This window comes from Paractinoplanes polyasparticus (assembly GCF_019710575.1).
GTDB classification, from domain to species: domain Bacteria; phylum Actinomycetota; class Actinomycetes; order Mycobacteriales; family Micromonosporaceae; genus Actinoplanes; species Actinoplanes polyasparticus.
This window is the reverse complement of the sequence record NZ_JAHWFK010000019.1, coordinates 42,955-67,478: the sequence shown is the minus strand read 5'-3', so window position 1 is coordinate 67,478 and position 24,524 is coordinate 42,955. Positions and strand designations below refer to the sequence as shown.

The following is a 24,524-nucleotide window of genomic DNA, read 5'->3' as shown; positions in this document are numbered from 1 at the left end:
CTCGTCCTGGTGTCATGCATGCCGTCGTCACCCTGGTCGCCGCGTTCCTCACCGGCAGCGCCGCCGTCACCTACCTGATCGGCCACGAGTACCCCAAGACCCAGGCCGACGTGAAGCGGATCCCCCGCTCGTGGGTGCCCGTGCTCGGTGGTCTGCTCGCCGCGGGCACGCTGGGCCTGCTGGCGGGATTCGTCGTGCCGCTGCTCGGGGTGCTCGCCGCCGGCGGGCTGGTGCTCTATTTCGTCGGGGCGCTGATCGCGCACCTGCGGGTGGGCTCGCGCGCTCTGCTCGGGCCGTCGGTGTTCCTGGTGGCCGTGACGGCCGCGCTGGTGGCCGGCGTGGCCCACTACGGCTGAACGCGCAGCCCGGCGATCAGCAGCTCGACCATCTTGCGGGCGTCGTAGCGCACGTCGGTCTCGGCGCCGATGCACAGATTGCCGACCCCGCGCATCAGCGTCAGCGGTTCCACGTCGCCGCGGATCAGCCCGGCCGTGGCCGCCGCGTCGAGCAGCTGCCCGCACACCGGCACCAGGCGGTCGAGGAAGTAGGCGTGCAGCGCCTCGAACCCGGCCTGGTCGGACTGCAGCGCCGCCGCCAGCCCGTGCTTGGTGACCAGGAAGTCGACGAACAAACTGATCCACCGGCCCAGAGCCACGTACGGCGTGGAGCTCGAGCCGAGCAACGCCGGCCCGGCCGCGGCGCACGCCTCCACCTGATGCCGGTAGACGGCGATGATCAAATCGGCGCGGGTGGGGAAGTGGCGGTAGATGGTGCCCATGCCGACCCCGGCCTTGGCCGCGATGTCGCGCACCGGCGCCTCGACCCCCGCCGCCACGAACACGGCCGCCGCCGCGTCCAGCAGCGATTCCTCGTTACGCCGGGCGTCCGCCCGCTTGCCCGCCACGCACGCTCCTCCAGCCAAGATCAAACCTTCAGCCGCCATCCCCAGCCCCCTCCCACCCGGGGCAGGGACCGAACCCTACGCGTTCCCGCCGCCGCAGCGTGCCGGCTGTCCACAGGGCGTTACACCGCCGAGCCGCCAGAGCGCCGCTGTCCACAGCCAGAACATCGCTCCTTTTACCAGCATGCCACACGTATTCAGGATCACCACGACCAAGAACAAGCTGGGCCTTGCGAATCGGAACACGGCTCCGTATGTTTGCGGAGCAACGTTCCGCTTGAAGCTGGGAGCAGCGTGAAGACCATCGTTTCCGTCAAGCCCGTACGCCTCGGGGAGCTCCAGCTGCGCGTGTCCGGGCCGGCCGACCCCGCCGACCTGAGCCCGTTCGCCGCCGAGCACTTCGCCTTCATGAACCCCGACTTCAGCACCACCCGCGGTCCGGACTGGCTCACTGACGCGTTCCACGACAGCCCCGGCCCCAAGACGCTGCTCACGCTGCCCGGCGCCGAGCACTCGCTGGGCGGCGTCGTCGGGGCCGGCGCCGCCGAGACGACCGACGAGAACCCCGAGCGGGTCGCCCTGATCCAGCGGGTCACCGTCGATTACCTGACCGGCGCGCCCACGCCGGGGGTGTCGAAGTGAAGCCGACTTTCGGGATCATGACGGCTCCCATGAACGTCGGCTACGACGAGATCGTGCGGGTGTGGCGCGAGGCCGACACGGTCGAGGCGATCGACCACGCCTGGGTGTTCGACCACCTCATGCCCATCGGGGGCGACCTGGACGGGTCGGCGCTGGAGGGCTGGACCCTGCTGGCCGCCCTGGCCGCGCAGACCAGCCGGCTCGAGCTGGGCGTGCTGGTGAGCAGCAACCGGTTCCGGCCGCCGGCCGTGCTGGCCAAGATCGCCACCACGGTGGACGTGATCGCGGGCGGGCGGCTGCAGTTCGGCATCGGCGTCGGCTCGCGCCCGGACCACCCGCTCGGGCGCCGCGAGTACGACGCGCACGGCCTGCCCTTCGCCGCCACCGCGGACGCCGTGGCCGCCCTGGACGAGGCGTGCACGGTGATCCGGCGGCTGTGGACCGAGCCCGCGCCGTTCGACTTCGCCGGCGAGCAGGTGCGGCTGACCGGCGCGTTCGGCAACCCCAAGCCCGTACGCGTGCCGCCCGTGCTCATCGGCGGCCGGTCCGCGGCGACCCTGCGCGTGGCCGCCCGGCACGCCGACATCTGGAACATCCCGGGCGGCGACCACGACGACGTGGTGGCCCGCAGCGCCCTGCTCGACCGCTACTGCGAGCAGATCGGCCGCGACCCGGCCGGGATCACCCGCTCGGTGCACTTCGCCGTGGACCACGAGCACCCGCAGCGGACCCGGGACGCGATCGCCGCGGCGCTGGACGCCGGGTTCCGCCATTTCGTGCTCAGTCCGCAAGCTCCCTACCCCGCCGGACTGGCTCATTGGCTGGCTGACAGGATCATTCCCGGCGGGGGATAGTTGTTGGGAGGCAAGTGATCGGGGGCGCAGCGTGACGGAGTGGTCGGCGGCGCTGCACCGCCTGTGGAGCGCGGCTGTCGTCATCAGCTCCCGCGAGCAGCTGGCCGAACTGGTGCTGCCCCCGCTACAGGAGCTGCCAGGGGTGCGGGCGGTGTGGGGGCTGCGCCACGCTGTGCAGGGCGACACCGTCCTCGCGTACCGCTGGAAGGGTCTGCCCCTCACCGGCGACCTGCGGGACCTGGTCGAACGGCTGGCGCCCGGCGAGGCCGGTCCGGCCCGGGTGATCGGAGCCGGCGACGAGTTGCGCGAGCAGGGGGTCACCCGGGTCGTCGCGGCCCGGTTCGACCAGCCCGGCGAGGCGGGTGGCACGATCCTGGTCGCGCTGGACGACACGGGCGACGCCGCGCTGGTCGGCCGGTGCCTGGAGCAGGTCATCGAGGTCACCCACGAGGCCGTACGCCGGCTCTCGGAGGCCCGCGTCGACCAGGAGCAACAGGTTCGCGACGCGTTGCTGGCCGAGGCGTCGCTGCAGATGGACGCGGTGCTCGACACCGAGCAGACCATGTACCGGGTGCCACGCATGGCCGTCCCGGCGATCGCCGAGGGCTGCCTGGTCTTCGTCTACGAGGACGGCAAGCCGGTGCTGCGCAGCGCCGTGCACGTCGACATGCGCCTGCTCGGCCGGCTGCTGCACGACCCGGACGCGGTGCAGAGCCTGGCCGAGCCGGGTGAGCACGCCCTGGAGCTGCGGGCCCGGGGCCGGGTGATCGGGATGCTGGTCTTCCTGTTCGACCGGCCGGCCGGTCGCATCCCACCGCCGGCGTTCCTGCGCGACCTGGCCGCCCGGGCCGCCCTCGCGATCGACAACAGCACGCTGTACGAGCAGCGCCGCCAGGAGGTCGCGCGGATGCAGCAGCACCTGCTGCCGACCCGGTTGCCACGCGCCGGCGGGCTCGAGCTGGCCGCGTCCTACACCGTGGGGGACCGGGTGCTGGAGGTCGGCGGTGACTTCTACGACGTGGTGGTGCGTGACGACGGCGTGGTCGCCGCGGTGATCGGCGACGTGTGCGGGCGCGGCGTGGACGCGGCCGCCCTGACCGGCATGGCCCGGCACACGCTGACCGCGCTGCTGCAGGAGGGGCTGTCGCCGGAGCGGGCGCTGACCCGGCTCAACGCGCGGTTGCGGCTGGACGGCTCGTGGCGGTTCATCACCGCGGCCGTGGCTCTGCTGCGGCCGCACGACGACGGGTACGCCGTGCAGTGGACCTCGGCCGGGCACCCGGCGCCCGTTGTCATGCGCGGCGCCGGCGGGGCGAGCCGAGGCTCCGGGGGCGGTGTGCCGCTGGGGGTTCTGGACTCCCCGCAGTTCGGCTCCTCGACGCTGCGGCTGAGCCGCCACGACACGCTGGTGATGTTCACCGACGGGCTGACCGAGAGCCGCGACGGCGACGGGCAGATGTTCGAGCAGGACGGCCTGGCCCGGGCCCTCGACCGGCTGGGCGGCGTGCCGGTGCAGACCCTGGTCGACGAGTTGAGCACCAGCGCCGAGGCGTCCGACGACATCGCCCTGCTGGCGTTGAGGGTGAGGGCAGAACCGTGACTGATCTCGTGCTGGTCGTCGAGGACTCCGACGAGGACATCGAGGCGATAGCCCGGGCCATCGGCCGGTCGCACCCCGAGGTGCGGCTGGAGTTCCTGCGCTCGGGCAACGGGGTGCTGCCCCGGCTCAACGACACCGGGCAGGCCCGGCCCGGGCTGGTGCTGCTCGACCTGAACATGCCCGGTGAGGGCGGTCTCGACGTGATCCGGCGGGTCCGGGCGGACGCCGTGTTCGAGGCGCTGCGCGTGGTGGTGTTCACGTCCTCGGAGAACCAGGCGGAGGCGGAGGCCTGCTACGCGGCGGGCGCCGACAGCTACATCTACAAACCGATCAACTTCGCGCTGTTCCAGAGCGTGCTCGCGCAGACCTTGGACTACTGGCGGTCCCGCGAACCGAACGTGACCCAGATGGTGGTGCCGCCGCCGGGGGAGTCGTCCGCCCAGGCGTGACCGCCGTGCCGTTCGGCGATGCGCCGCACGATCGCCAGCCCGGCCCCGGAACCGTCGCGAGCCGCCTCGGGGTGCAGCCGCCGGAACAGCTGGAACGCCTGTTCGCGCAGGTGGGCGGGCATGCCGATGCCGCTGTCGCGGACATAGAGGGCGCCGTCGGCGACGCCGACCTCGACGTGGCCGCCCTCGGGACGGGCGTACTTGGCCGCGTTGACGAGCAGGTTGACCAGCACCTGGTCGAGCAGCAGGGGATCGGCGTCCAGGACGTCGGGCCGGGGTGTGACGGTGACCGCGGCCTCGGCGAGCCGCGGTCCGGCCACGTCCAGAGCCCGCTCGACGGCGTCGGGCACCCGGACCGAGGACACGTTGAGCGCCGTGCGCCCCAGCCGCGCGTACGACAGCAGGGCGTTGAGCAGCGAATCCATCCGCGTGGCGAGCCGCTGGATCGACTCCAGGCGGCGCAGTGTCACGTCGTCGAGCCGCCCCGCCGCGTCCTCCGCGATGAACGTCGAGGTGTTGGCGATCCCCCGCAGCGGCTCCTTCAGGTCGTGGGCGGCGGCGTGGGCGAACGCGTCCAGGTCGACGTTGAGCTCGGCCAGTTGCCGGGCGTGCACCACCGCGACGCCGGTGACGGCCCGGCCCAGCTCGACCGCCATGGCGAGGTCGGTGGTCGACCACGGCATGCCCCGCCCGCGCACCGAGGCCAGATAGACGGCGGTGGAGCCGCGCGGGGTCAATCGCTCGCCGTGCGGGCCGAGCATCACCGGCGTCCGGGGGTCGGCCGCCCACCGCCGCGGCACGCTGCGTTCGCGGCGCAGCCACACGATGCAGTCGCCGTCGGCGCCGAAGGGCAGCACCAACGCCCCCGGGTACGGCCCGGGCAGGCGATCGGTGTGCCAGACCTCCCCGGCGGGCGGGACGGTCAGCTGCGCCGCCACGTCGCTCGTGTCGTCGGCCGACGAGACGACGATGCCGTCGGTGCGCACCAGCACGGCGTCGCAGTCGACGACCTGCTCGAGGCCGGCCGGGTCGAGCGACCAGCGCACCGGCACGTCCAGCGAGTACCGCTCCAGCAGCCGCGCGATCACCGTCCGGGAGCTCTCGCGCGCCGCCGACTCGTCGCGTTCCCGCAGGGCGGCCAGGTGCAGCGACAGCGCCACCCCGAAGAACTCGCAGGCGGCGCGGGTCTGCGGGCTGAGCACCCTGGGTTCGCGGCCGTGGCAGGCGATCAGCCCCCACAGTCGGCCGTCGTCGAGCAGCGACACCGACATCGACGAGGCCACCCCGATGTTGCGCAGATACTCCAGGTGGAACGGCGACACCGTACGCAGCACCGACAGCGACAGGTCGAGGGCCTCGCCGTCGGGGCGCAGGCGGGCGGTGGCGTCGTCGACGTCGGCGATGACCCGGATCCAGTTGCGCTCGTACAGGCGGCGGGCCTGCGGCGGGATGTCGGTGGCCGGGAACCACAGCCCCAGCCACGGTTCCCAGTCGGCGGCGACCTCTTCGGCGATCACCTCGCCCGGCCCGTCGGCGTCCTCGAAACGGTAGGCCACGACCCGGTCGTAGCCGGTCAGCTCGCGGATCTCGCGGACGGCGGCCCGGCACGCCTCGACGACGGTGCCGGCGCGTTGCAGCCGGGCCAGGGCCTGGCGCACCGGCGCGTACAGGTTGCCGAACTCGGGAGTGTCCGGGCCCGGTTCGAACTCCAGCACCACGCGGGCGCCGGAGCGGTGCACGGTCACGTCGAACCGGCGCGGGCCCAGTTCCAGCGGCATCATCGCGGTCTGCCCGGCGTCGGTGTCGGCGAGCGACCACAGCAGGTCGCGCTGCTGCGGCCCGATCAGCTGGTCGATCGGCATCCCGGCCAGGTCGCCGACGCCCAGCACGGCGGCGGCGTTCTCGCTGAGCACCGTCACCCGGTCGTTCTCGACGGCGAGCAGGGCACCGTACGACTGGACCCCGCCGAGCCGGTGGATGGGTTCCCGCACGCAGGCCGTCAGGTCGAAGCTGGTGCCGGACTCCCGCTCGGCCGCGGCGACGCGTTCGGGCAGCCACTCGGTCATGATCCGACCCTAACCCGGCTTTCTGCGCGAACACGACGTGGGCGGCGCCGATCGCGAGGACCGTGAAGGGTATGGCTACGTTGCTGTACCGGCTGGGCCGGTACTCCTTCCGCAACCGCCGGACGGTGCTGCTGGCCTGGCTGGGTGTGCTGGTCGCGGCGCTGGCCGGGATGGTGCTGCTGCAGAGGCCCACCACGGACTCGTTCAGCATTCCGGGCACGCCCGCGCAGCAGACGATCGACCTGCTGGCCGAGCGGTTCCCGCAGGCCCGGGCGCAGACGGCCGGGGCGACCGCGCGGGTGGTGTTCGCCCAGCCCGGCGGGAACGTGCTGGACGAGGCGGCCGTGAGCCGGGCGGTCGCCTCGCTCAAGAGCTCGCCGCAGGTCGCCACGGTCAGTGACCCGGCGCAGAACTCGGCCCGCACGGTCGCGTACGTGCAGGTCACCTACAGCGTGCCGCCGAGCGGTCTGACCGGCGCCGCCCGGCAGGGCCTGGACGACGTGATCCTGTGGGCGCGGGCCGAGGGGCTGATCGCCGAGGTCGGCGGCGACGCCGTGCAGGCCGCCGGGCACGCCCCGATCGGTGAGGTGTTCGGTGTCGTGATCGCCGCTCTCGTCCTGCTCGTCACGTTCGGGTCGCTGGTGGCGGCCGGCCTGCCGCTGCTGACCGCGATCATCGGGGTGGCGCTGGGCTTCGCCGGGATCGGCATCGCCACCCGCTTCACCGAGCTGTCGGGCACGACGTCGACCCTGGCGATGATGCTGGGGCTGGCCGTGGCCATCGACTACGCGCTATTCATCGTGTCGCGCTACCGCACCGAGCTCCGGGCCGGGCGGGAGCGGTCCGAGGCGGCCGGGCGAGCGGTCGGCACGGCGGGCAACGCTGTCGTGTTCGCCGGCCTCACCGTGGTCATCGCCCTGTCCGGTCTGACTGTCGCCGGCATCCCGTTCCTGAGCCAGATGGGTGTGGCGGCGGCCGGCACCGTGGCGGTGGCCGTCCTGATCGCGTTGACGCTGTTGCCGGCGCTGCTCGGGTACGCGGGCGCGAAGATCACCCCGGCCCAGGTACGGGACAGGACCGCCCGCCCGGCGCTGGGTGACACGTGGGTGCGTGTGATCGCCCGTCACCCGGTGCCGGCCCTGCTGGCCGCCGTGCTCGGCCTCGGCGCGATCGCGATCCCGGCCACCGACCTGCGCCTCGGGCTGCCGACCGACGGCAGCGCGGCCGCCGACACCAGCCCCCGCCGCGCGTACGACCAGCTCTCCGACGGTTTCGGGCCGGGCTTCAACGGCCCGCTGACCGTGGTGGTCGTGCCCGGCACGACGCTCGAAGGCCTGCCGGGGGTCGCGATGGTCAGTCCGCCGGCGACCAACGTGGCCGGCGACACGTCGATCGTCACGGTAGTCCCGGCCACCGCCCCGGAAGACCGGGCCACCGAAGATCTCGTGCACCGGCTGCGGGACACCGAGGGCGTGCTCGGGGTCACCGGCGCCACCGCGGTCGACGTGGACATCAGCGAGAAGCTGGCCGGCGCCCTGGCGCCGTACCTGATCCTGGTTGTCGGTCTGGCGTTCGTGCTGCTGGCGCTGGTGTTCCGGTCGGTGCTGGTGCCGCTGACGGCGACTCTGGGGTTCCTGCTGTCGGTGGCGGCCACGTTCGGCGCGCTGGTGGCGGTGTTCCAGTGGGGCTGGCAGGCCGACCGGTTCGGGCTCCTGCAGACCGGGCCGATCATCAGCTTTCTGCCCATCCTGCTCATCGGCATCGTGTTCGGCCTGGCCATGGACTACCAGGTCTTCCTGGTGACCCGCATGCGCGAGGCCTTCGTGCACGGCGCGAAGGCCCGCGACGCGGTGATCAGCGGCTTCCGGCACGGAGCCCGGGTCGTCACCGCGGCCGCGTTGATCATGATGAGTGTGTTCTTCGGGTTCATGCTGGGCCCCGAGGCTGTCATCAAGTCGATCGGGTTCGGCCTGGGCATGGCGATCCTGTTCGACGCGGTCGTGGTCCGCATGATCCTCGTGCCGGCGGTGATGGTGCTGCTGGGCAACGCCGCCTGGTGGCTGCCCGGGTGGCTCGACCGGCTGCTGCCCGACGTCGACGTCGAGGGCGGAGCCCTGACCCGCCGCCTCGACCGGCAGCGAGCCTCCGGGGCCGAGCCTCAGCCCGAGCCGGAGCCGGAGCTGGACTCCGAGCCGGTGGTGACCGACGGCTCACCCTCAGCCCAGCGCGAACTCCTCCAGGGTTGACCAGGTCGCGCCGGGGGCCGGCGTGCCGACGGCCAGGCGCATGCTGGTCACCCGGGCGTGGATGGGCAGGTGCTCGGCGACGGCGCCGGCCGCGGCCTTCAGGTCGGCCGGGGGATGGTCGTGCCCGATGGTCAGGTGGGGCACGACCTCGTCGAACAGGCCGTCGTAGGGGCGGGCGGCCGGGAACCGGGCGCAGACGGCGGCCGTCAGGGCCTGGAACGGGTGCGCGGGTTCGGGGGCCAGCCACACGACCCGCTCGCCGAACCAGCCCACCCCGGTCAGGGCGCAGAAGAACGCGGGCACCCCGGCCGCGGCCTGGCGCAGTCCGGCCAGCACGTGCGCGTCGATGCGAGACGGCGGCAGGAACGGGTAGCAGACCGTGATGTGCGCGGGCACCCCCCACGAGGCGGCCAGGTCGAGGCGGTCGCGGTGGACGGCCACGGCGGGCTCGGCCTCGGCGACGGCGACGATCAGGGCGCTGTGCGTCGGTTCCATCGCCGCATTCTGGTGCCCGGGGCGGCGCGGCGCCAGAGTGCGGCCCTGACGAATGTCATGCCCGGGTCGTGACGCGCAGCAGCCGGCCTCGGCTCACCGGGCGCCCACGATGAACGCATGACCCTCACCACCGCTCTGGAGACCGCAGCGGTCGACCTGTCCGGCGTCGTCAAGCGCTACGGCGCGGTGACCGCGGTCGACGGCGTCACCCTGACCATCCGCCCCGGCGAGGTGGTCGCCCTGCTCGGCCCCAACGGCGCCGGCAAGACCACCACCGTCGACATGCTGCTGGGCCTGCAACAGCCCGACGAGGGCAGCGTCGAGGTGTACGGGCGGGCCCCGCACGACGCGGTCGCGCTCGGCCTGGTCTCGGCCGTCATGCAGACCGGCGGGCTGCTCAAGGACTACACCGTCGAGGAGACCGTGCGCCTGACCGCGGTGCTGTTCGGCAAGCCGCGGACGGCGGTCGCCGCGACCATCGCGCGGGCCGGCCTCACCGACGTCGCGAACCGGCTGGTCGGCAAGTGCTCGGGCGGTCAGCAGCAGCGGCTGCGGTTCGCGATGGCGCTGCTGCCCGACCCGGAACTGCTGATCCTGGACGAGCCGACCACCGGCATGGACGTCGCCGGCCGCCACGACTTCTGGTCGGCGATCCGCGACGACGCGCGCCGCGGCCGCACGGTCATCTTCGCCACCCACTACCTCGAAGAGGCCGACGCGTACGCCGACCGGGTCGTTTTCGTGCGGCGCGGCCGGATCGTCGCCGACGGCACCGCGGCCGAGGTCAAGGCCCTGGCTTCGGGCCGCACGGTCCGGGCCACGCTGCCCGGCGCGGCCGAGGGCGAGATGGCGCGGATCGCCGGCGTCGACCGGGCCGAGGTGCGCGGCGACACCGTCTTCCTGCACGGCAACGACTCCGACGAGATCGCCCGCTTCCTGCTCACCCGCACCGCGGCCCGGGACCTGGAGATCACCTCCCGGAACCTGGAGGACGCGTTCCTGGCCCTGACGGCCGACGAGGAGACCCCGCAATGACCACCGTTGCCGCCCCGGTCCGCACACTTCCCCGGCTCGGCGGGTTCACCCCCGGCATGATCGCGCTCGAGCTGCGCCGGATGATGCGCAACCGCCGCACGGTCATCTTCACCTTCATCATGCCGGCGGTGTTCTTCCTACTGCTCGGCACGAGCAGCGATTACAAGACCGAACGGCTGGGCGACGGCAACGTCACCGGCTACATCCTGGTCAGCATGGCCGTGTACGGCGCGATGCTGGCGACCACCTCGGGCGGGGCGATGGTCTCGATCGAACGGGCCGCCGGGTGGAGCCGGCAGCTGCGGCTGACCCCGTTGCGCCCGGTCGCCTACGTCGCCGTGAAACTGGTCCTCGCCATGATCATCGGGGCCGTGTCGGTGGGTGTCGCGTTCGTGGTGGGCGCGTTCGCGGGGGCGCAGCTGCCGGCGTACGCGTGGGTCGTCTGCGGGTTTCTGGCCTGGGTGTGTGCCCTCGTTTTCGCCGCGTTCGGCCTGTTCATGGGCTATCTGCTGCCCAGCGAGAACGTGATGCAGATCCTCGGGCCGGTGCTGGCGGTGCTCTCGTTCGCCGGTGGGCTGTTCGTGCCGCTCGACCAGTTCGGGCCGACGTTCGCCACGATCGCCAAATTCACCCCGGTGTACGGGGTCGGTGAGATCGCCCGCTACCCGCTGACCCACGACGGCAACCTGTGGCTGGCCGTGCTCAACGTGGTGGTGTGGACCGCGTTGTTCGCGGCGGGCGCGATGTGGCGGTTCCGGCGGGACACCGCGCGCGTATGAGCCGTAGGTTCCTCGGTATGACGGCGACGGCGACGGGCGGCCCACCACGTTTCGGGTGGGTGTTCGCCGCCGTCTGGCTGTTCTACCTCGGCGGCAACGTCGGGGCGCTGCTGAACCAGCCGAACATGTACTGGCGGGTGACCGGGCTGATCTCGGTAGCGGTGTTCGCCGCCGGCTACCTGTTCCTGGTGGCCCGCGGCCGCCGGCGCGACCCGTCGGCACGGCATACCGTCCGCGTCTGGCTGGGCATCACGCTGCTGCTGGCGCTGTTCGCCCTGCAGGTGCCCGGCGCCGGCGACCACGCGCTGACCTGCCTGGTGTACATCGCGGCCCTGGCCGTGGTGAACCTGCCGATCGGTCAGTCGGCGCCGCTGGCCGTGATCCTGTTCGCCGGGGCGGAGATCCTTCCGCGTACGGTCGACGGCTGGGCCGACCGCGGCTACGGCCTGGCCGTGCTGCTGGGCTCGCTGGCCACCTACGGGATCCGGATGGCCTCCGAACGCCAGCGCCGGCTGATCGCCGCCCAGCTCGAACTGGCCGACCGGGCGGTGGCCGACGAGCGGGCCCGGATCGCGGCCGACCTGCACGACATCCTCGGGCACTCGCTGACCGTGGTCACCGTGAAGGCGGAGCTGGCGCAGCGGCTGCTCGACGTCGACATCGAGCGGGCCCGCAAGGAGCTGGCCGACCTGGAGACGCTGGCCCGCGACGCCCTGGCCGACGTGCGCACCACGGCGCTGGGGGTGCGCGGCATCTCGCTGCCCGGTGAGATCGCCGCCGCCCGCGAAGCCCTGGCCGCGGCGAACGTCGAGGCGGACCTGCCGGGAGCCGCCGACGAGGTGCCCACCCGCAACCGGGAACTGTTCGCCTGGACCATCCGCGAGGCCGTCACCAATGTGGTGCGGCACAGCCGGGCCCGGCACGTGCGGGTGCAGCTCACCCCGGACTGCGTGGAGATCGTCGACGACGGCGCCGGCGGCGTCTTCGTCACCGGGCAGGGTTTGTCCGGCCTGCGGCGTCGGGCCGAGAGTGTGGGCGGCCGGCTGGTGGCCGGCGCCTGTGAGGACGGGCCGGGTTTCCGGGTACGCGTGGAGGTACCGACATGATCAAGTTGCTGCTCGCCGACGACCAGGCCCTGGTCCGCGGCGCGATGGCCGCGCTGCTCGACATGGAACCCGACCTGAAGGTCGTGGCCGAGGTCGGCCGCGGCGACGAGGTGGTGGCGGCCGCCCGGGCCAGCGAGCCCGACGTGGCGCTGCTGGACGTGGAGATGCCCGGCCTCGACGGGGTGGCGGCGGCCCGGGCGCTGCAACGGGCGATGCCTTCGGTACGGGTGCTGATGGTGACGACGTTCGGCCGGGCCGGCTACCTGCGTCAGGCCATGGCCGCCGGCGCGGGCGGGTTCATCGTCAAGGACACCCCGGCCCGGCAGCTGGCCGACGCGGTGCGCCGGGTCCACGAGGGGCTGCGGGTGGTCGACCCCGGCCTGGCCGCGCAGTCCCTGGCCCAGGGCGATTCGCCGCTCACCGAGCGCGAGACCGGGGTGCTCCGGGCCGCCCGCGACGGCGGGACGGTGGCCGACATCGCCCGCGAGCTGCACCTCTCGGAAGGCACCGTGCGCAACCACCTGTCGTCGGCCATCGGCAAGACCGGCGCCCGCACCCGCGCCGAGGCCGTGCGCCTGGCCGTGGAGAACGGCTGGCTGCTCACTTGAGAGTTCCGTTCCGAGTGCAACCGAGCGGCAACTCCGTGTAACCGGATCCTGCACCCGGCGCCGACAAAAGTTCCTCCCTGTCAGCAACGACAAGGGGGGAACCACCATGAACGCCACCACGACCGTCACCCGCGAGCAGGAGACCCTGATCCGCGAGAACATGGCCCTGGTCGGCCACATGGTGCGCGAGACGCTGTTCAAGGTCCCGCCGCACGTGCACCGCGACGACCTGGCCTCGGCCGGCTACGCCGCGCTGGTCACCGCCGCCCAGGGCTTCGATGAGGCCCGCGGCGTCCCGTTCGGCAAGTTCGCCGCGATGCGGGTTCGTGGCGCCCTGCTCGACGAGCTGCGCGGCCTCGACTGGGCCAGCCGCTCGGTGCGGGCCCGCGCCCGCCGCGCCGAGCAGGCCCGCCAGGAGCTGACCGCCCAGCTGGGCCGCACGCCCACCGAGACCGAGCTGGCGCAGCTGCTGGGCGTGGCCGTCAGCGAGCTCGCCTCCGTGCACGACGACGTGCAGCGCGCCGCCGTGCTCTCGCTGCAGGGCTTCGCCGCCGGCACCGCCGAGGAGATGCTGCCCGAGACCGCCCTGAACCCGGAGGAGATGCTGCTGCACCGCGAGCGCATCGGCTACCTGCACGACGCCGTGGCCGTCCTGCCCGAGCGGCTGCGGTTCGTCGTCGAGGAGTCCTACCTGCGCGAGCGGCCGCTGGCCGAGGTGGCGGCCGAGCTCCAGGTGACCGAGTCCCGGGTGTCGCAGCTGCGCACCGAGGCCCTGGCCCTGCTCAAGGACGGCCTGAGCACCCACCTGGAGCAGCAGCAGTCGGCCGCGGCCAAGGACGGCTGCGTGGCCCGCAAGCGCGCCGTCTACGTCGCGAAGATCGCCGCCCGTACGACCATGGCGTCGCGCCTCGCCGTGACCGACGCGCAGGGCCTGCTCGCCGCCGCCTGACCGCTGCGCCGGCCCCCGGATCGACCTGGCTCCGACCGGCAACCGGCTGACCGCTACGCCGCGGCCGGGACCCCAGCCGGCTTCGGCCGCGGGCCGGGCGACGCTTCGCGGCGGCAGGAAAGCAGGTCCGCCCGGGTCACTTCGGCCCCTTCAGGCCGCGGCGGCCCAGGCGGCGCTGACCAGGTCCATGATCTCGTCGACGGCCGCGGCCGGGTCGTCGGCCTCGCGGGCCAGGGGGAACACGCCGAGCACGAAGCGGGCCAGGGCCTTGTCGGTCGTGGTGGTCGTGGGCCGGCCGCGGTCGGTGGCGATGGCCACGGCCAGGGCGTCGGCATGCCGCTGCCACATCTTCGACTCGTAGTCGCGCAGCTCGGTTGAGCTGTCGACCAGGCGCCAGAACGCCGTCGACTGCTCGCCGGCGAACTCGCCGACCATGAGGTGCAGTTCGTCGCGCAATGCCTGCGGGGCGCTCCACCGCGCGCCGTGACCGGTGACAGCCTTGATCAGCCTTTCCTGCAGGCCCTGGTCGCGGTCGAAGACCAGCGCCTCTTTCGACGCGAAGTGCGCGAACACGGTGGTGACGGCGACGTCGGCCGCCTGTGCCACCTCACGGATGCCGACGTTGTCGTACCCGCGCTCGAGAAACATGCCGAGCGCCGTGTCGGCGATGGCCTGGCGCGTGGCCGCCTTCTTGCGTTCCCGCCGGCCCACCTGCTGTTCGGTCACTTCGTCACCCTATCAGTGCCGAAGTCATATCTGTTGTGAAGTCCTAACCGTTAGGGTTACCGTTGGCGACATGAAGACGTCCTTGCGGTCGGCCTGGGTTGCCCTGGCCGGCCTGTCGGCGGTGTTCCTGTTCGAGATGATCGACAACTCGATCCTCAACGTCGCGCTGCCCACCATCGGCCGCGAGCTGCATGCCTCCACCGTCGGCCTGCAGTGGGTCACCGGCGCGTACTCGGTGGTCTTCGGCGGCCTGATGCTGGTGTTCGGCGCCGTCGCCGACCGGGCCGGTCGCCGCCGCGTCATGCTCGCCGGCCTGACCCTGCTCGGCGCGGCGTCGCTGGCCACCGCCCTGGTCACCACCGCCGAGCAGCTGATCGCCGTCCGCGCGGTCATGGGCGTCGCCGCCGCGATGACCACCCCTGGTTCGATAGCGCTCGCGTTCCGTCTGTTCGACGACGACCAACTGCGCGTCCGCGCGATGACGCTCATCTCGACCGTCGGCCTGGTCGGCCTGGCGGTCGGCCCCACGGCCGGCGGGTTCGTCCTCGCCGTCGCCCCGTGGCAGGCGCTGCTGCTGGTCAACGTGCCGATCGCCGCCCTCGCCATCGCCGGCATCCGGGCCGGCATCGACCCCGACGACCCGGCCGGGCTGCATCGCGACCCGATCGACGTCCCCGGCGCCGTGCTCGGCACCGCCACGATCGTGCTCGCCCTGGTCGCCCCCACCCTGTTCGTCGACCGGGGCAGCCACTCGTGGGCGCCCTGGACGGCCGCCGTCGCCGCGGTCGTCGCGGCGGTGCTGTTCGTGGTGCGCGAACGCACGGCCCGCCACCGCTGCTCGACCTCGGACTCGTCGCCCGCCCGCTGGTCTCGGCCGGCCTGGCCTACAAGGCTGCGACCGGCCTGGCCGTCGCCGGAATGGGCTACCTGGTGACCCTGCAGTTCCAACTCGACTGGGGCTGGCCGCCCGCGCTCGCCGCCGCCGGGCTGCTGCCGCAGGTGGTCGTGCTCGTCTGCGCGGGTCCGTTCGTCAACCGCTTCGTCGAGCGGGTGGGCCTCGACCGGGCGGCCTGGCTCAGCTCCGCCGCCGTGGTGGGCGGCCTGGCCGTGTACGCCGCGCTGGGCCGCTTCGGCTACGTGTGGGTCGCGCTCGCCCTGGCCCTGGTGGCCGCCGCGATCCGCGTGGTCGGCGCCGTGGCCGGGGTCAACGTCCTGCGCGGCCTGCCCGGCAACCGCACCTCGATCGGCGCTGCCCTGGTCGACACGGCCAGCGAGGTCACCTCAGCCGCCGGCGTCGCCATCGCCGGCACCATGCTGGCCGCCCTGTTCACCGGCGCCATCGCCACCTCGGCCTGGACTGCCCACCAGCACGCCGAGTTCCACCAGGCCGTCACCCTGGCCGGCATCGTCCTCACCCTGCTCGCCGCCGCCTTGGTCGGCTGGGCCATGCTCCGCACCCGCAACGCCGCGCAGCCAGCCGGCGACACCCTCGCCAGCTCAGCTTGAGCCGGCCCAGTCGGCCATGCCGCGCAGCCGACGCCCACGCCAGCTCAGCTGGGCCATCCTCTGCACCCGCGACGCCGCGCAGCCAACCGGCGACCGCCCTCGCCGACTCAGCTTGAGCCGGCCCAGTTGGGCCGCCCGTAGTTTCCAGGCCAAAAACAACGGTAAGCAGTTTATCTAGGGCACCACCTGGGACGACTTGCTCAAGGCGGGATGGTTTGCCGAACCTCGGTCGCCGGTTTCCGTGATCCCGGTAAGGGGGATGCAAGGTCAGCGGCGGTGCCGCCGGTAGTGCTCGTCCTGTCGGAGAAGTTCACCGCCCGCCCGCAGTGGCGCCGCACCATGCAGCGGGTCTCCGCCGTCGTGTTCGGCGGCCTGGTCGCCCGGCTGGTGATCGAAAGCCGGTGAACAGCACCGGCGAAAATCGCCGCCGCCTCGGTTCTCGCAGACGGATTCGCCCCGCGACCGGACTGGTCGCGGGGCGAACGGTTCAGGCCGGTCGCTCGCCCGTGCCCGGTCCCGCGAGACGTAGCGGCCGGTAGCCGTCGGAGTCGAGCTGGCCCAGTTCGCTGTCGACCCCACGGCCGGCGCGACGTAAAGCAGCCATGTCAAGGCCAGATGTTGCTGTGGATCGGCATCGCTCCTCAGCGATTGGCAGCGGATGGTTCGCGAAGTGCGGCCAGCACGACGCCGTCGATGATCGCGAGCATGAACTCCTCGTCGACGACCTGCTGCATGAAGAACGCGCGGTAGGCCGCCATCGACGGGATCACCTGTGCCAGAGCGTCGAGGTTGTGCGGCGGGGCGTACTCGCCCCGATCGACGGCCCGCTGGATCAGGAACCGGTAGGCGGCGGTCGACGGGTCGACAATGGCCTTGGTCACGGCGTCCACGGCCCTGGGGGTGCGGGTGATCATGGCCGAGACGCTGCTCAGGATGCGCAGGCGCCGCTCGCTGCCGCCCATCCAGTTCGGGTCCAGCAGGGCCAGGAAGTCTGAGCGCAGTGTGCCGGTGTCCGGCAGGCCGTCCGGGCCCAGGTCGGCCGAGTCGGTGCAGGCGATGGCGGCCAGGATCAGCTCGTCCTTGCCTTCCCAGCGGCGGTAGATGGTGTGCCTTCCCGCTCCGGCCCGGGCCGCGACCAACTCGATGGTGACGTCGGCGTAGTCCGTCTCCGCGAGCACGTCGAGGGTGGCCTGGAGGATCTGCGCGTCTTTCTCAGGGTCGCGCCGGCGTCCGGCCTTACCCGCCGTAGGAGTCCTGGTCATCCCGTGATGGTATGCACCATCGATTGCGGCACTGACTAGTGCCGTATTAGCGTCGGAGCGTCCCACCGATCCGATCCAGGAGAACCACCATGCACAGCAACGACGTTCAGGAACTGCTCGACCGCGCCGCCATCACCGACGTGCTGTACCGGATCGCCCGCGCGATGGACAGCAAGGACTGGGACCTGCTCGCGGCCGGCTACACCGAGGATGCCCAGGGCGACTACGTCAACGCCGCCGCCAGCGGGCGCGCGGAGATCGTCGAGGGCACCCGGGCCTTCCTGGGACCGCTCGATGCGACTCATCACGCCGTGCACAACATCGAGGTCAGCATCGACGGCGACGCCGCCACCACTCACGCCACGATGACGGCCCAGCACGTGCGAGGTGGAGAGCAGTTCCTGTTGGGCGGCACCTATGACGACACTTTCCGGCGTACCGAGCAGGGATGGCAGATCAGCAACCGCCGGATCCGGGGCCTCTGGAGCACAGGGAACCCGACCGTTCTCACGGTGCCCGTCTCCTGAGTCGATCGGTACCTGAAGGCGTGTTTGGCGGACCACGACGCAGGACCGCGGCGATCCGTCGAACACGTCCTAGGTGTGCTGGTGAGGGACGGTCAGATGCCCGCCCCGCCTACTCTCACGGGATGGTCACCCCAGCCGCCCGCCTTATCGATCTCGAGAAGAGACGACTCCGGGCGTTGGTCGACGCCGACGCGCCCACCCTGGATGCTCTGCACGCGGACGACTTCGTTCTGATCCATCCCGGTGGGGGCGTGTGGTCCAGGGCCGAATACCTCGGAGGCATCAACAGCGGCGTCATCGACTACCGGCGGTTCGAGGCGGTCTCCGACAGGTGGTCTGGTCCCAAGCGACCGAGATCCAGCCGGGGACGAGCACCGACCTGGGCCTGGCCGGCCCGGCGGGGTGACAACACGACCGTGTGGCTTGCTCGACCCGGTTCGCCGAGGCGGCGGCCAAGCCGGCCCGGTCGTCCACAGGCCGCACGGATCAGCCGGCACTGATGACTACCGAAGACGACCGCGGCATCAGTGACCCGTCAGGAAGGGGAGCAGCAGGTCGTTGAGGGCGGCCGGATCTTCCAGGTTGGGCAGGTGGCCGGCCCAGTCGAGTGGCAGGTGGGTCGCGGCGGGCAGGCGGGCGGTCAGGCCCTCGGCGATGTCGCGGAAGTCGGGCAGGTCGTGCGCGCCGGAGATGAGCAGCGTGGGGGCGGTGATCGCTTCCACCGTGTACGGGACCTCGAGCTCCTCGACTTCGGGCGCCGCGAGCTGAACCTCGTAGGCGTGGCGCTGCATGACGCGGACGTGGGCGCGCGTGGCGTCGTCGGCCAGCGGGCCCACCCACGTGTCCACCATGAGCTCGGTCGCGGCCGCCACGTCGCCCGCTTCGAGCAGGGCGTTCTCCTCCGACCACAACGCCCGCAGCTGGGCGGACGGGTTCATCTCGGGGCCGGCTGTGCACAACAGCGCCAAGGCGGTGACCCGCTGCGGCCAGCGGGCGGCGATCTCCAACGCGACCAGGCCGCCGCCGGAGGAGCCGACGACCGCGAACTCGTCGATGCCGTCGAGCGTCTCGATCACCAGGTCGGCCGGGTTGTACGGCGCGGAGGGGACGGGGGAGTCGCCGTACCCGGGAAGGTCGACCCGCACCGCCCGCAGGCCGGCCGAGGCCAGGGCGACCATCTGCGGATCCCACATGCGGCGGTCGCAGACCGTCGAATGCAGCAGCAGCACGGGCCGCCCGGTTCCGTCGGAGTCATGCGATAGCGTCGTCATCGCAGCGCAGGCTATCGGCATCGCGGGTCGAGAGGGAAACGGCTTATGGTCACCTTGCAGGACGTCCGGGAGGCGGCCAAGCGCATCGAGGGGGTCGCCCACCACACCCCGGTGCTGCGCTCGCGCACGCTCGACGAGCGGGCCGGCTGCGAGGTCTACCTCAAGTGCGAGAACCTGCAGCGCATCGGCGCGTTCAAGTTCCGCGGCGCCTACAACGCGATCCGCCGGCTGAGCCCCGAGCAGCTGGCCCGCGGCATCGCCGCGTACTCGTCCGGCAACCACGCCCAGGCGGTCGCGCTGTCGGCGAAGGAGCTGGGCACCACCGCCGTCATCGTCATGCCGGAGGACACACCGCGCTCGAAACTCGACGCCGTCGCCGGCTACGGGGCCGAGATCATCACTTACGACCGGTACACCGGCGACCGCGAGCAGATCGGCGCCCGGCTGGCCGAGGAGCGCGGCCTGGCCCTGATCCCGCCCTACGAGCACCCCGACGTGATCGCCGGTCAGGGCACCGCCGCCCTCGAACTGCTCGAAGAGGCCGGCCACCTCGACGCGATCCTGGTGCCCGTCGGCGGCGGTGGCCTCATCGCGGGCAGCGCGACCGCCGCCAAGGGCCTGCAGCCGGGCATCCGCGTCATCGGGGTCGAACCCGAGGCCGGCAACGACACGTTCCTGTCGCTGGCCGCAGGAAAGCGCGTGAGCATCCCCGTGCCTCGCACGATCGCCGACGGGCAGGCCGCCCCCACCCCGGGCGAGCTGACCTTCTCGATCAACAAGGAGCTGGTCGACGAGATCGTGCTGGTCAGCGACGACGAGATCCGCGACGCCCTGCGCTTCGCGGTCGACCGGCTCAAGCTCGTCATGGAGCCCAGCGGCGCCACCGGTGTGGCCGCGCTGCTGGCGGGCCGCCTCGACCCGCCGCCGGCCCGGATCGGTGTGATCATCTCGGGCGGCAACGTGGGCGCGGCCCGCCTGGCCGAGCTACTCGCCTAACACCTTCGCCTCCACCGCCGGGTCCAGGCCCACCCGCGGCCGGTCGGCACGCTGCGGCGCGTCACCGGGCAGGCTGCGCAGCCACGCCCACGTGTCCTCGACCGTCTCCCGCACCGGCCGGCAGACCAGACCCTCCCCGTACGCCTTGCTCACATCCCCGCCGTGCAGGAAGTCGTGCAGGTCGCCCGGCGGCAGCCAGACCGGCAGCTGCGTCCACGGCTCGATCCCGGCCGCCTCGATCGTCGCCGGGTCGGTCCAGCGCAGCTCCGCGCGCCCGCCGGTCACCTCGGCCGCGACCTCCAGCAGCTCGCCCATGGTGGTGTGACCGGACCGGCTGACCAGGTCGAACGGGCCGGCGACGCGGCGGGCGGCCGTGTCCAGCAGGAAGTTCGCCAGGTCGCGGGCGTCGATGTACTGCAGCGGGTTGTCCCGCGGGCCGGGGGCCAGAGTCGGGCCGCCCCGGGCCAGCCGGTTGAGCCACCACGGCAGGCGGCCGATGTCCTCGTACGGGCCCAGGATCAGCCCGGCCCGGGCCAGCAGCACCGAACCGTCGAAAGCAGCCGCGCCCTGCTCACCACGCAGCTTGTCCCCGGCGTACCCCTCGTCGCCGTCGTCGACCAGCGGCGCCGCCTCGGCCTTCTCGTGCTGCTCGCCCGAATAGACCGACCGGCTCGACACGTACGCGTAATGCCCGGCCCTTGTGCTCAGGAGCTCCGCCGTCCGCCGCACCGCCTCGCCCTGGGCCGACCATGTGTCGACCACCGCGTCCCACGTGCCGCTCTCGAGCGCGGACAGGTCGCCCATCCGGTCGCCGATCAGCACGCTGACACCGGACGGCGCCACCCGCTGCCCCCGGTTGAGCACGGTCACGTCGTAGCCGCGGCGCACAGCCTCGTCGGCGACGGCCCGGCCCACGAAGCCGGACCCGCCCAGGATCAGCAATCTCATGCGCACGACCCTGCCCCGGCCCCGGGCCGCACCGGAAGGCTTTCTCGCTACGAGCGAAACGCCCGCAACGCCTCCACCACCAGCGCGTGGTCGTCGGCCTGGGGCAGACCCGACACGGTCACCACCCCGACCACCCCGACGTCACGGATCCGGATCGGGAACGCCCCGCCGTGCGCCGCGTAGTCGGCCGGGTTCACCCCCATGCCCGCGTCCAGCTCCTGCCCCTTCGCGGCCAGCCGCCGCCCCACCAGGAACGACGACGCCCCGTAGCGCTCGACCACCCGCACCTTGCGCTCGATCCACCGGTCGTTGTCGGCCACACTGCCCGCCAGCCCGGCATGGAACAACTGCTGCGCGCCCCGCCGGATGTCGATCGCCACCGGCAACCCCCGCCCGGTCGCCAGCTCCACCAGCAGGCTGCCCAGCCGCCACGCGTCCGCGTTGTCGAAACGGCTCAGCTCGAGCTCGCGCTCCTGCGACTCCAGCTCGGCGATCAGATCATCAGTCATGACAGGCATTATCGGCCGCGCCGGCGCTGCAACCAGATCCCGATCGCCGCGACTGCGATGAAGATCATCACTGAGCAGCAGAGCGCCTTGATGAACATCGGCTTCTCCCCGTTGGCTAGGGTCGGTACTCGTGCGCCTGGCCACGTTCAACCTCTTGCACGGCAGATCGCTGTCCGACGGCACGGTACACGCCGATCGCGTCGCCGCCGCCGTATCCGACCTCGACGCCGACGTGCTGGGCCTGCAGGAGGTCGACAAGGCCCAGCCCCGCAGCGGCCTGCTCGACCTCACCGCCATCGCCGCCGACGCCCTCGGCGCGCAGGTCCACCGCTTCGCCGCCGCCGTCGTCGGCACACCGGGGGAGAAGTGGCAACCCTGGCGCAGCGACGACGACAACCAGCACCCGCTGTACGGCATCGCCCTGGTCAGCCGCTACCCCGTGACCCGCTGGCAGATCACCGCCCTGCCCGGCGCGCCCATGCGCTCACCCATCTACGACCCCGACAACGGCCTGCGGCTGCTCAAGGACGAACCCCGGGTGCTGCTGGCCGCCGTACTGGAAACACCCCAGGGCCCGATGACCGTGGCCACCACCCACCTGTCCTTCGTGCCCGGCTGGAACCTCCGGCAACTGCGCCACGCCGTACGGGCCCTGCGCGCGCTACCCGCGCCCCGGGTGCTGCTGGGAGACCTCAACATGCCGTCGCGCCCCGTCCGCGCGGTGACCGGATGGCGCACCCTGGCCCGGGCCGCCACCTTCCCCAGCCCCATGCCCCGCGCGCAGCTCGACCACATCCTGGCCGACCCCCGCGGCCTCGACAACCTCGGCCGCGTCGTCCAGGTCGCCACCACCCGGCCCGGCGTCTCCGACCACCTGCCCCTGGTCGTTCAGCTCGACCGCAGATAGACGTCCTCGAGCCCGTCCTCCGGATCCCACTGCTCGCCCACCTTGCGGAACCCGAACCCGGCGATCGTCGCCCGCGAGCCCACATTGTCCGGACGGATGCTCGCCCGCACCGCCGTCACCCGAGGGTCGGCGTCGGCCCGTTCCAGCAGCGAGCGCAGCATCGCCTTGGCGTAACCCTTGCGGCGATGCTCGGGCGCCACCGAGTACGCCACCTCGACCACCCCATCGGCGTCCGGCGGACCGTGAAACCCACCGTGACCGACCGTTACACCCTCCGGCTCGGCCACCGCGGCCCGCGCGATCCACTCGGCCGCCGCCGGATCGGCCTCGATGTCGGCCAGCCGGATGCGCCACAACCAGGCCTCGTCCACCAGGTACGGGCTCAGGGCGGCGCCCGCCGCCGCACTCGCGGCAGCCAGGTCGCCGTCGATCAGCGCGGCCAGCGCCGCGGGGGAGAGCTGTACGAATCGGATGTCCGCCACGCGAGCGATGATCACACACCGTTGCGGTCGTCGCCACATTCCCATTGCGCACAAGATCCACCTCACCGACAGCGGCCACCGCCTCCGCGACGACCTCGCCGACCTCCCACGGCGCATCGCCTGCGCCGTCGACCTCACCGAGAACGAATTCCTCCAACTGCACAACCTGCTGAGCCGCATCCGCGGCACCCAAGGAAAGGGAACACCATGACGGCGATCTACACCGCCAGCGCCACCGCCTCCGGCGACGGCCGCAACGGCCACGTCCGCTCCAGCGACGGCGTCCTCGACTTCGACCTCGCCGTCCCCAAGGAGATGGGCGGCCCCGGCGGCGCCCACAGCAACCCCGAACAGCTCTTCGCCGCCGGCTACGCCGCCTGCTTCCACGGCGCCCTCAAGCTCGTCGCCCGCAACCAGAAGATCGACCTCACCGACACGGCCATCACGGTCGACGTCGGCATCGGCCCCAAGGCCGACGGCACCCCCGGCTTCCAGCTCAACGCCACCATCGAAGCCGAACTCAGCGGCGTCGACCAGGACACCGCCCAGCAGCTCATCGAAGCCGCCCACCAGGTCTGCCCCTACAGCAACGCCACCCGCGGCAACATCGACGTCAAACTCAGCGTCGCCTGACCCTTACCAGCGGCAATCAAGCCAGCTTGCCCAGCGCGCGGTTCGTGCGGTTCGCCCGCACGGCCGCGCGCTGCTGCTCCGCCGTCACCTCGATGTAGTTCTGCGACGTAGCCAACGACGCATGCCCCAGCAGCCGCATGATCTCGCTGGCGTTGGCGCCGTCCTCAGCCAGCCGCGTAGCAAAGGTGTGCCGCAAAGCGTGCAGCTGAGCGCCCCGGGGCACCCGGTCATTGACCCCCGCCCGCCGATAACAGGAGCTCACCAGATACTGCAGACCACCACGCCGCAGGGGAGCACCCTTGCGATCCACCATCAACGCGTCGCTCGCCGCCACCCGCCCGAACCGCAGCCGACGGCTCTCCACATAGCGCTCCACCACAGCATCCAGCTCGGGCTCAACAGGTACGGTCCGCGGCCGCCCACCCTTGCCGGCCACCTCGACCCGCCGCTCACCCGGACGCCCCAGAAACGAGCCCACCCGCAGAGCCAGCAGCTCGGACAGCCGCAAACCCGCACACAACGCCAGCGCCAGCACCGCCACATCCCGCTCCGGCCACGGATCCCGCACCCGGTCATCCACCCTGCTCACAGCGTCAAGAAGCTGCTCCGGAGTGTCCTCACCACGCAACGGCTTGGGGGAGTGGTGCGCCTGCCTGGGCTTGTCGACCGCCGACATCGGATTCCCCGCCACCACCTGCTCGGTCACCAGAAACGTGAAGAACGCGTTCCAGCTCGACCAGGCCCGCGCCACCGAAGCCGGCGCCCGAGATCCCGCAAAAGCCGCAAACGCCGCCCGCAGCGAACGAGGGGAGAGGTCACCCAGAGTGATCGGGCCTTCGCCCATGTGCATGACAACCGAGTTCAGATCACGCTCGTACGCCGCCAGGGTGTGAGCCGACGGCTTGCGCACGGCCCGAGCCGCAAGAAAGTCTTGAATGAGCGTGCTGACCGAAATGCTACGTTCGTCATGCATATGAGATATTATACAGCATTTTCGTACGGATGTACGGGGTGCCGGATGGCATGC

The 24,524-nt window shown here is 72.1% G+C and carries 29 protein-coding genes and 1 pseudogene; 20 read left to right on the top strand and 10 right to left on the bottom strand.

All coding sequences use genetic code 11. The features are described from left to right. Positions 1–14 precede the first annotated feature (14 nt). Complete coding sequence (locus KXC43_RS19425) at positions 15–356, top strand: DoxX family protein (RefSeq protein WP_221377505.1); 342 nt, start codon at positions 15–17, stop codon at positions 354–356. Here the strand turns inward: KXC43_RS19425 and KXC43_RS19420 are convergent. Then, positions 347–904, bottom strand: coding sequence for a TetR/AcrR family transcriptional regulator (locus tag KXC43_RS19420; protein WP_308129150.1), 558 nt, complete (start codon positions 902–904; stop codon positions 347–349). The two genes, KXC43_RS19425 and KXC43_RS19420, sit on opposite strands and share 10 nt — an antisense overlap. Before the next feature lie 366 nt (positions 905–1,270). On the opposite strand from KXC43_RS19420, the pseudogene KXC43_RS19415 reads away from it, so the two are divergent. The 4 genes and pseudogenes from KXC43_RS19415 to KXC43_RS19400 form a co-directional block, all read left to right on the top strand. Next, a pseudogene (locus tag KXC43_RS19415) lies at positions 1,271–1,543 on the top strand (chlorophyllase); the annotation flags it as partial. 17 nt (positions 1,544–1,560) lie between these two features. Continuing rightward, the gene (locus KXC43_RS19410; RefSeq protein ID WP_221377503.1) at positions 1,561–2,397 is read left to right on the top strand and encodes an LLM class flavin-dependent oxidoreductase; all 837 of its coding nucleotides are present in this window, start codon (positions 1,561–1,563) and stop codon (positions 2,395–2,397) included. 31 nt (positions 2,398–2,428) lie between these two features. Beyond that, a complete protein-coding gene (locus KXC43_RS52775; RefSeq protein ID WP_221377502.1) occupies positions 2,429–3,997 on the top strand; it encodes a PP2C family protein-serine/threonine phosphatase in 1,569 nt (522 codons plus the stop codon). Further along, complete coding sequence (locus tag KXC43_RS19400; RefSeq protein ID WP_221377501.1) at positions 3,994–4,446, top strand: response regulator; 453 nt, start codon at positions 3,994–3,996, stop codon at positions 4,444–4,446. The genes KXC43_RS52775 and KXC43_RS19400 overlap by 4 nt, the downstream gene beginning before the upstream one ends. Here the strand turns inward: KXC43_RS19400 and KXC43_RS19395 are convergent. Then, a complete protein-coding gene (locus KXC43_RS19395; protein WP_221377500.1) occupies positions 4,371–6,512 on the bottom strand; it encodes an ATP-binding protein in 2,142 nt (713 codons plus the stop codon). The genes KXC43_RS19400 and KXC43_RS19395 overlap by 76 nt on opposite strands. A gap of 71 nt (positions 6,513–6,583) precedes the next feature. On the opposite strand from KXC43_RS19395, the gene KXC43_RS19390 reads away from it, so the two are divergent. Continuing rightward, the gene (locus KXC43_RS19390) at positions 6,584–8,758 is read left to right on the top strand and encodes an MMPL family transporter (RefSeq protein WP_221377499.1); all 2,175 of its coding nucleotides are present in this window, start codon (positions 6,584–6,586) and stop codon (positions 8,756–8,758) included. Here the strand turns inward: KXC43_RS19390 and KXC43_RS19385 are convergent. Next, positions 8,729–9,253: a 2'-5' RNA ligase family protein gene (locus tag KXC43_RS19385; protein ID WP_221377498.1), complete on the bottom strand. Its 525-nt coding sequence runs from the start codon at positions 9,251–9,253 to the stop codon at positions 8,729–8,731. The genes KXC43_RS19390 and KXC43_RS19385 overlap by 30 nt on opposite strands. Before the next feature lie 117 nt (positions 9,254–9,370). On the opposite strand from KXC43_RS19385, the gene KXC43_RS19380 reads away from it, so the two are divergent. The 5 genes from KXC43_RS19380 to KXC43_RS19360 all read left to right on the top strand — a co-directional run bounded on the left by KXC43_RS19380 (position 9,371) and on the right by KXC43_RS19360 (position 13,730). Beyond that, complete coding sequence (locus tag KXC43_RS19380; RefSeq protein WP_221377497.1) at positions 9,371–10,288, top strand: ABC transporter ATP-binding protein; 918 nt, start codon at positions 9,371–9,373, stop codon at positions 10,286–10,288. Continuing rightward, positions 10,285–11,067 (top strand): ABC transporter permease, encoded by a 783-nt coding sequence (locus KXC43_RS19375; RefSeq protein ID WP_221377496.1) that lies wholly within the window; start codon positions 10,285–10,287, stop codon positions 11,065–11,067. Before KXC43_RS19380 ends, KXC43_RS19375 begins: the two co-directional genes overlap by 4 nt. 17 nt (positions 11,068–11,084) lie before the next feature. After that, positions 11,085–12,173 (top strand): sensor histidine kinase, encoded by a 1,089-nt coding sequence (locus tag KXC43_RS19370; RefSeq protein WP_221377495.1) that lies wholly within the window; start codon positions 11,085–11,087, stop codon positions 12,171–12,173. Next, positions 12,170–12,781: a response regulator transcription factor gene (locus KXC43_RS19365; protein WP_221377494.1), complete on the top strand. Its 612-nt coding sequence runs from the start codon at positions 12,170–12,172 to the stop codon at positions 12,779–12,781. The genes KXC43_RS19370 and KXC43_RS19365 overlap by 4 nt, the downstream gene beginning before the upstream one ends. Before the next feature lie 106 nt (positions 12,782–12,887). After that, positions 12,888–13,730, top strand: a complete 843-nt coding sequence (locus KXC43_RS19360; RefSeq protein ID WP_221377493.1) for a sigma-70 family RNA polymerase sigma factor — start codon at positions 12,888–12,890, stop codon at positions 13,728–13,730. Positions 13,731–13,880: 150 nt separating this feature from the next. On the opposite strand, the gene KXC43_RS19355 is transcribed toward KXC43_RS19360, so the two are convergent. Next, positions 13,881–14,456, bottom strand: coding sequence for a TetR/AcrR family transcriptional regulator (locus tag KXC43_RS19355; RefSeq protein WP_308129149.1), 576 nt, complete (start codon positions 14,454–14,456; stop codon positions 13,881–13,883). Positions 14,457–14,526: 70 nt separating this feature from the next. Here KXC43_RS19355 and KXC43_RS52770 point away from each other — a divergent pair, with 70 nt between their 5' ends. The 3 genes from KXC43_RS52770 to KXC43_RS51020 all read left to right on the top strand — a co-directional run bounded on the left by KXC43_RS52770 (position 14,527) and on the right by KXC43_RS51020 (position 16,367). Further along, the gene (locus KXC43_RS52770; protein ID WP_308129148.1) at positions 14,527–15,390 is read left to right on the top strand and encodes an MFS transporter; all 864 of its coding nucleotides are present in this window, start codon (positions 14,527–14,529) and stop codon (positions 15,388–15,390) included. Then, on the top strand, positions 15,375–15,962 hold the full coding sequence (locus tag KXC43_RS52765) for an MFS transporter (protein ID WP_308129147.1): 588 nt from the start codon (positions 15,375–15,377) through the stop codon (positions 15,960–15,962). The genes KXC43_RS52770 and KXC43_RS52765 overlap by 16 nt, the downstream gene beginning before the upstream one ends. Before the next feature lie 276 nt (positions 15,963–16,238). Continuing rightward, positions 16,239–16,367, top strand: coding sequence for a hypothetical protein (locus tag KXC43_RS51020; protein WP_255644392.1), 129 nt, complete (start codon positions 16,239–16,241; stop codon positions 16,365–16,367). A gap of 236 nt (positions 16,368–16,603) precedes the next feature. On the opposite strand, the gene KXC43_RS19345 is transcribed toward KXC43_RS51020, so the two are convergent. After that, positions 16,604–17,224 (bottom strand): TetR/AcrR family transcriptional regulator, encoded by a 621-nt coding sequence (locus KXC43_RS19345; protein WP_221377492.1) that lies wholly within the window; start codon positions 17,222–17,224, stop codon positions 16,604–16,606. An 89-nt stretch (positions 17,225–17,313) separates the two neighbouring features. Between KXC43_RS19345 and KXC43_RS19340 the strand changes: the two genes are divergently transcribed. Further along, positions 17,314–17,751: a nuclear transport factor 2 family protein gene (locus KXC43_RS19340; RefSeq protein ID WP_221377491.1), complete on the top strand. Its 438-nt coding sequence runs from the start codon at positions 17,314–17,316 to the stop codon at positions 17,749–17,751. Further along, on the top strand, positions 17,673–18,251 hold the full coding sequence (locus KXC43_RS53225) for a nuclear transport factor 2 family protein (RefSeq protein ID WP_369076954.1): 579 nt from the start codon (positions 17,673–17,675) through the stop codon (positions 18,249–18,251). The genes KXC43_RS19340 and KXC43_RS53225 overlap by 79 nt, the downstream gene beginning before the upstream one ends. Positions 18,252–18,275: 24 nt before the next feature. Here KXC43_RS53225 and KXC43_RS19330 read toward each other — a convergent pair whose 3' ends face one another. After that, a complete protein-coding gene (locus tag KXC43_RS19330) occupies positions 18,276–19,022 on the bottom strand; it encodes an alpha/beta fold hydrolase (protein WP_221377489.1) in 747 nt (248 codons plus the stop codon). 45 nt (positions 19,023–19,067) lie between these two features. Here KXC43_RS19330 and KXC43_RS19325 point away from each other — a divergent pair, with 45 nt between their 5' ends. Next, entirely contained in the window at positions 19,068–20,018 is a 951-nt protein-coding gene (locus KXC43_RS19325) for a threonine ammonia-lyase (protein ID WP_221377488.1), read from the top strand. On the opposite strand, the gene KXC43_RS19320 is transcribed toward KXC43_RS19325, so the two are convergent. Both KXC43_RS19320 and KXC43_RS19315 read right to left on the bottom strand, forming a co-directional pair. Further along, on the bottom strand, positions 20,007–20,966 hold the full coding sequence (locus KXC43_RS19320; protein WP_221377487.1) for an NAD-dependent epimerase/dehydratase family protein: 960 nt from the start codon (positions 20,964–20,966) through the stop codon (positions 20,007–20,009). The genes KXC43_RS19325 and KXC43_RS19320 overlap by 12 nt on opposite strands. A gap of 47 nt (positions 20,967–21,013) precedes the next feature. Continuing rightward, positions 21,014–21,475 carry a heme-degrading domain-containing protein gene (locus KXC43_RS19315; RefSeq protein WP_221377486.1) on the bottom strand — a complete coding sequence of 154 codons (462 nt, stop codon included), beginning with the start codon at positions 21,473–21,475 and terminating at the stop codon, positions 21,014–21,016. A gap of 130 nt (positions 21,476–21,605) precedes the next feature. On the opposite strand from KXC43_RS19315, the gene KXC43_RS19310 reads away from it, so the two are divergent. After that, positions 21,606–22,382 carry an endonuclease/exonuclease/phosphatase family protein gene (locus KXC43_RS19310; protein WP_221377485.1) on the top strand — a complete coding sequence of 259 codons (777 nt, stop codon included), beginning with the start codon at positions 21,606–21,608 and terminating at the stop codon, positions 22,380–22,382. On the opposite strand, the gene KXC43_RS19305 is transcribed toward KXC43_RS19310, so the two are convergent. After that, positions 22,364–22,864: a GNAT family N-acetyltransferase gene (locus tag KXC43_RS19305; protein WP_221377484.1), complete on the bottom strand. Its 501-nt coding sequence runs from the start codon at positions 22,862–22,864 to the stop codon at positions 22,364–22,366. The genes KXC43_RS19310 and KXC43_RS19305 overlap by 19 nt on opposite strands. A 7-nt stretch (positions 22,865–22,871) precedes the next feature. On the opposite strand from KXC43_RS19305, the gene KXC43_RS19300 reads away from it, so the two are divergent. After that, positions 22,872–23,075, top strand: a complete 204-nt coding sequence (locus KXC43_RS19300; RefSeq protein ID WP_221377483.1) for a hypothetical protein — start codon at positions 22,872–22,874, stop codon at positions 23,073–23,075. Continuing rightward, the gene (locus tag KXC43_RS19295; protein WP_221377482.1) at positions 23,072–23,497 is read left to right on the top strand and encodes an organic hydroperoxide resistance protein; all 426 of its coding nucleotides are present in this window, start codon (positions 23,072–23,074) and stop codon (positions 23,495–23,497) included. The genes KXC43_RS19300 and KXC43_RS19295 overlap by 4 nt, the downstream gene beginning before the upstream one ends. A 16-nt stretch (positions 23,498–23,513) precedes the next feature. Here KXC43_RS19295 and KXC43_RS19290 read toward each other — a convergent pair whose 3' ends face one another. Further along, positions 23,514–24,470: a tyrosine-type recombinase/integrase gene (locus KXC43_RS19290; RefSeq protein WP_221377481.1), complete on the bottom strand. Its 957-nt coding sequence runs from the start codon at positions 24,468–24,470 to the stop codon at positions 23,514–23,516. Between the last annotated feature and the right edge of the window lie 54 nt (positions 24,471–24,524).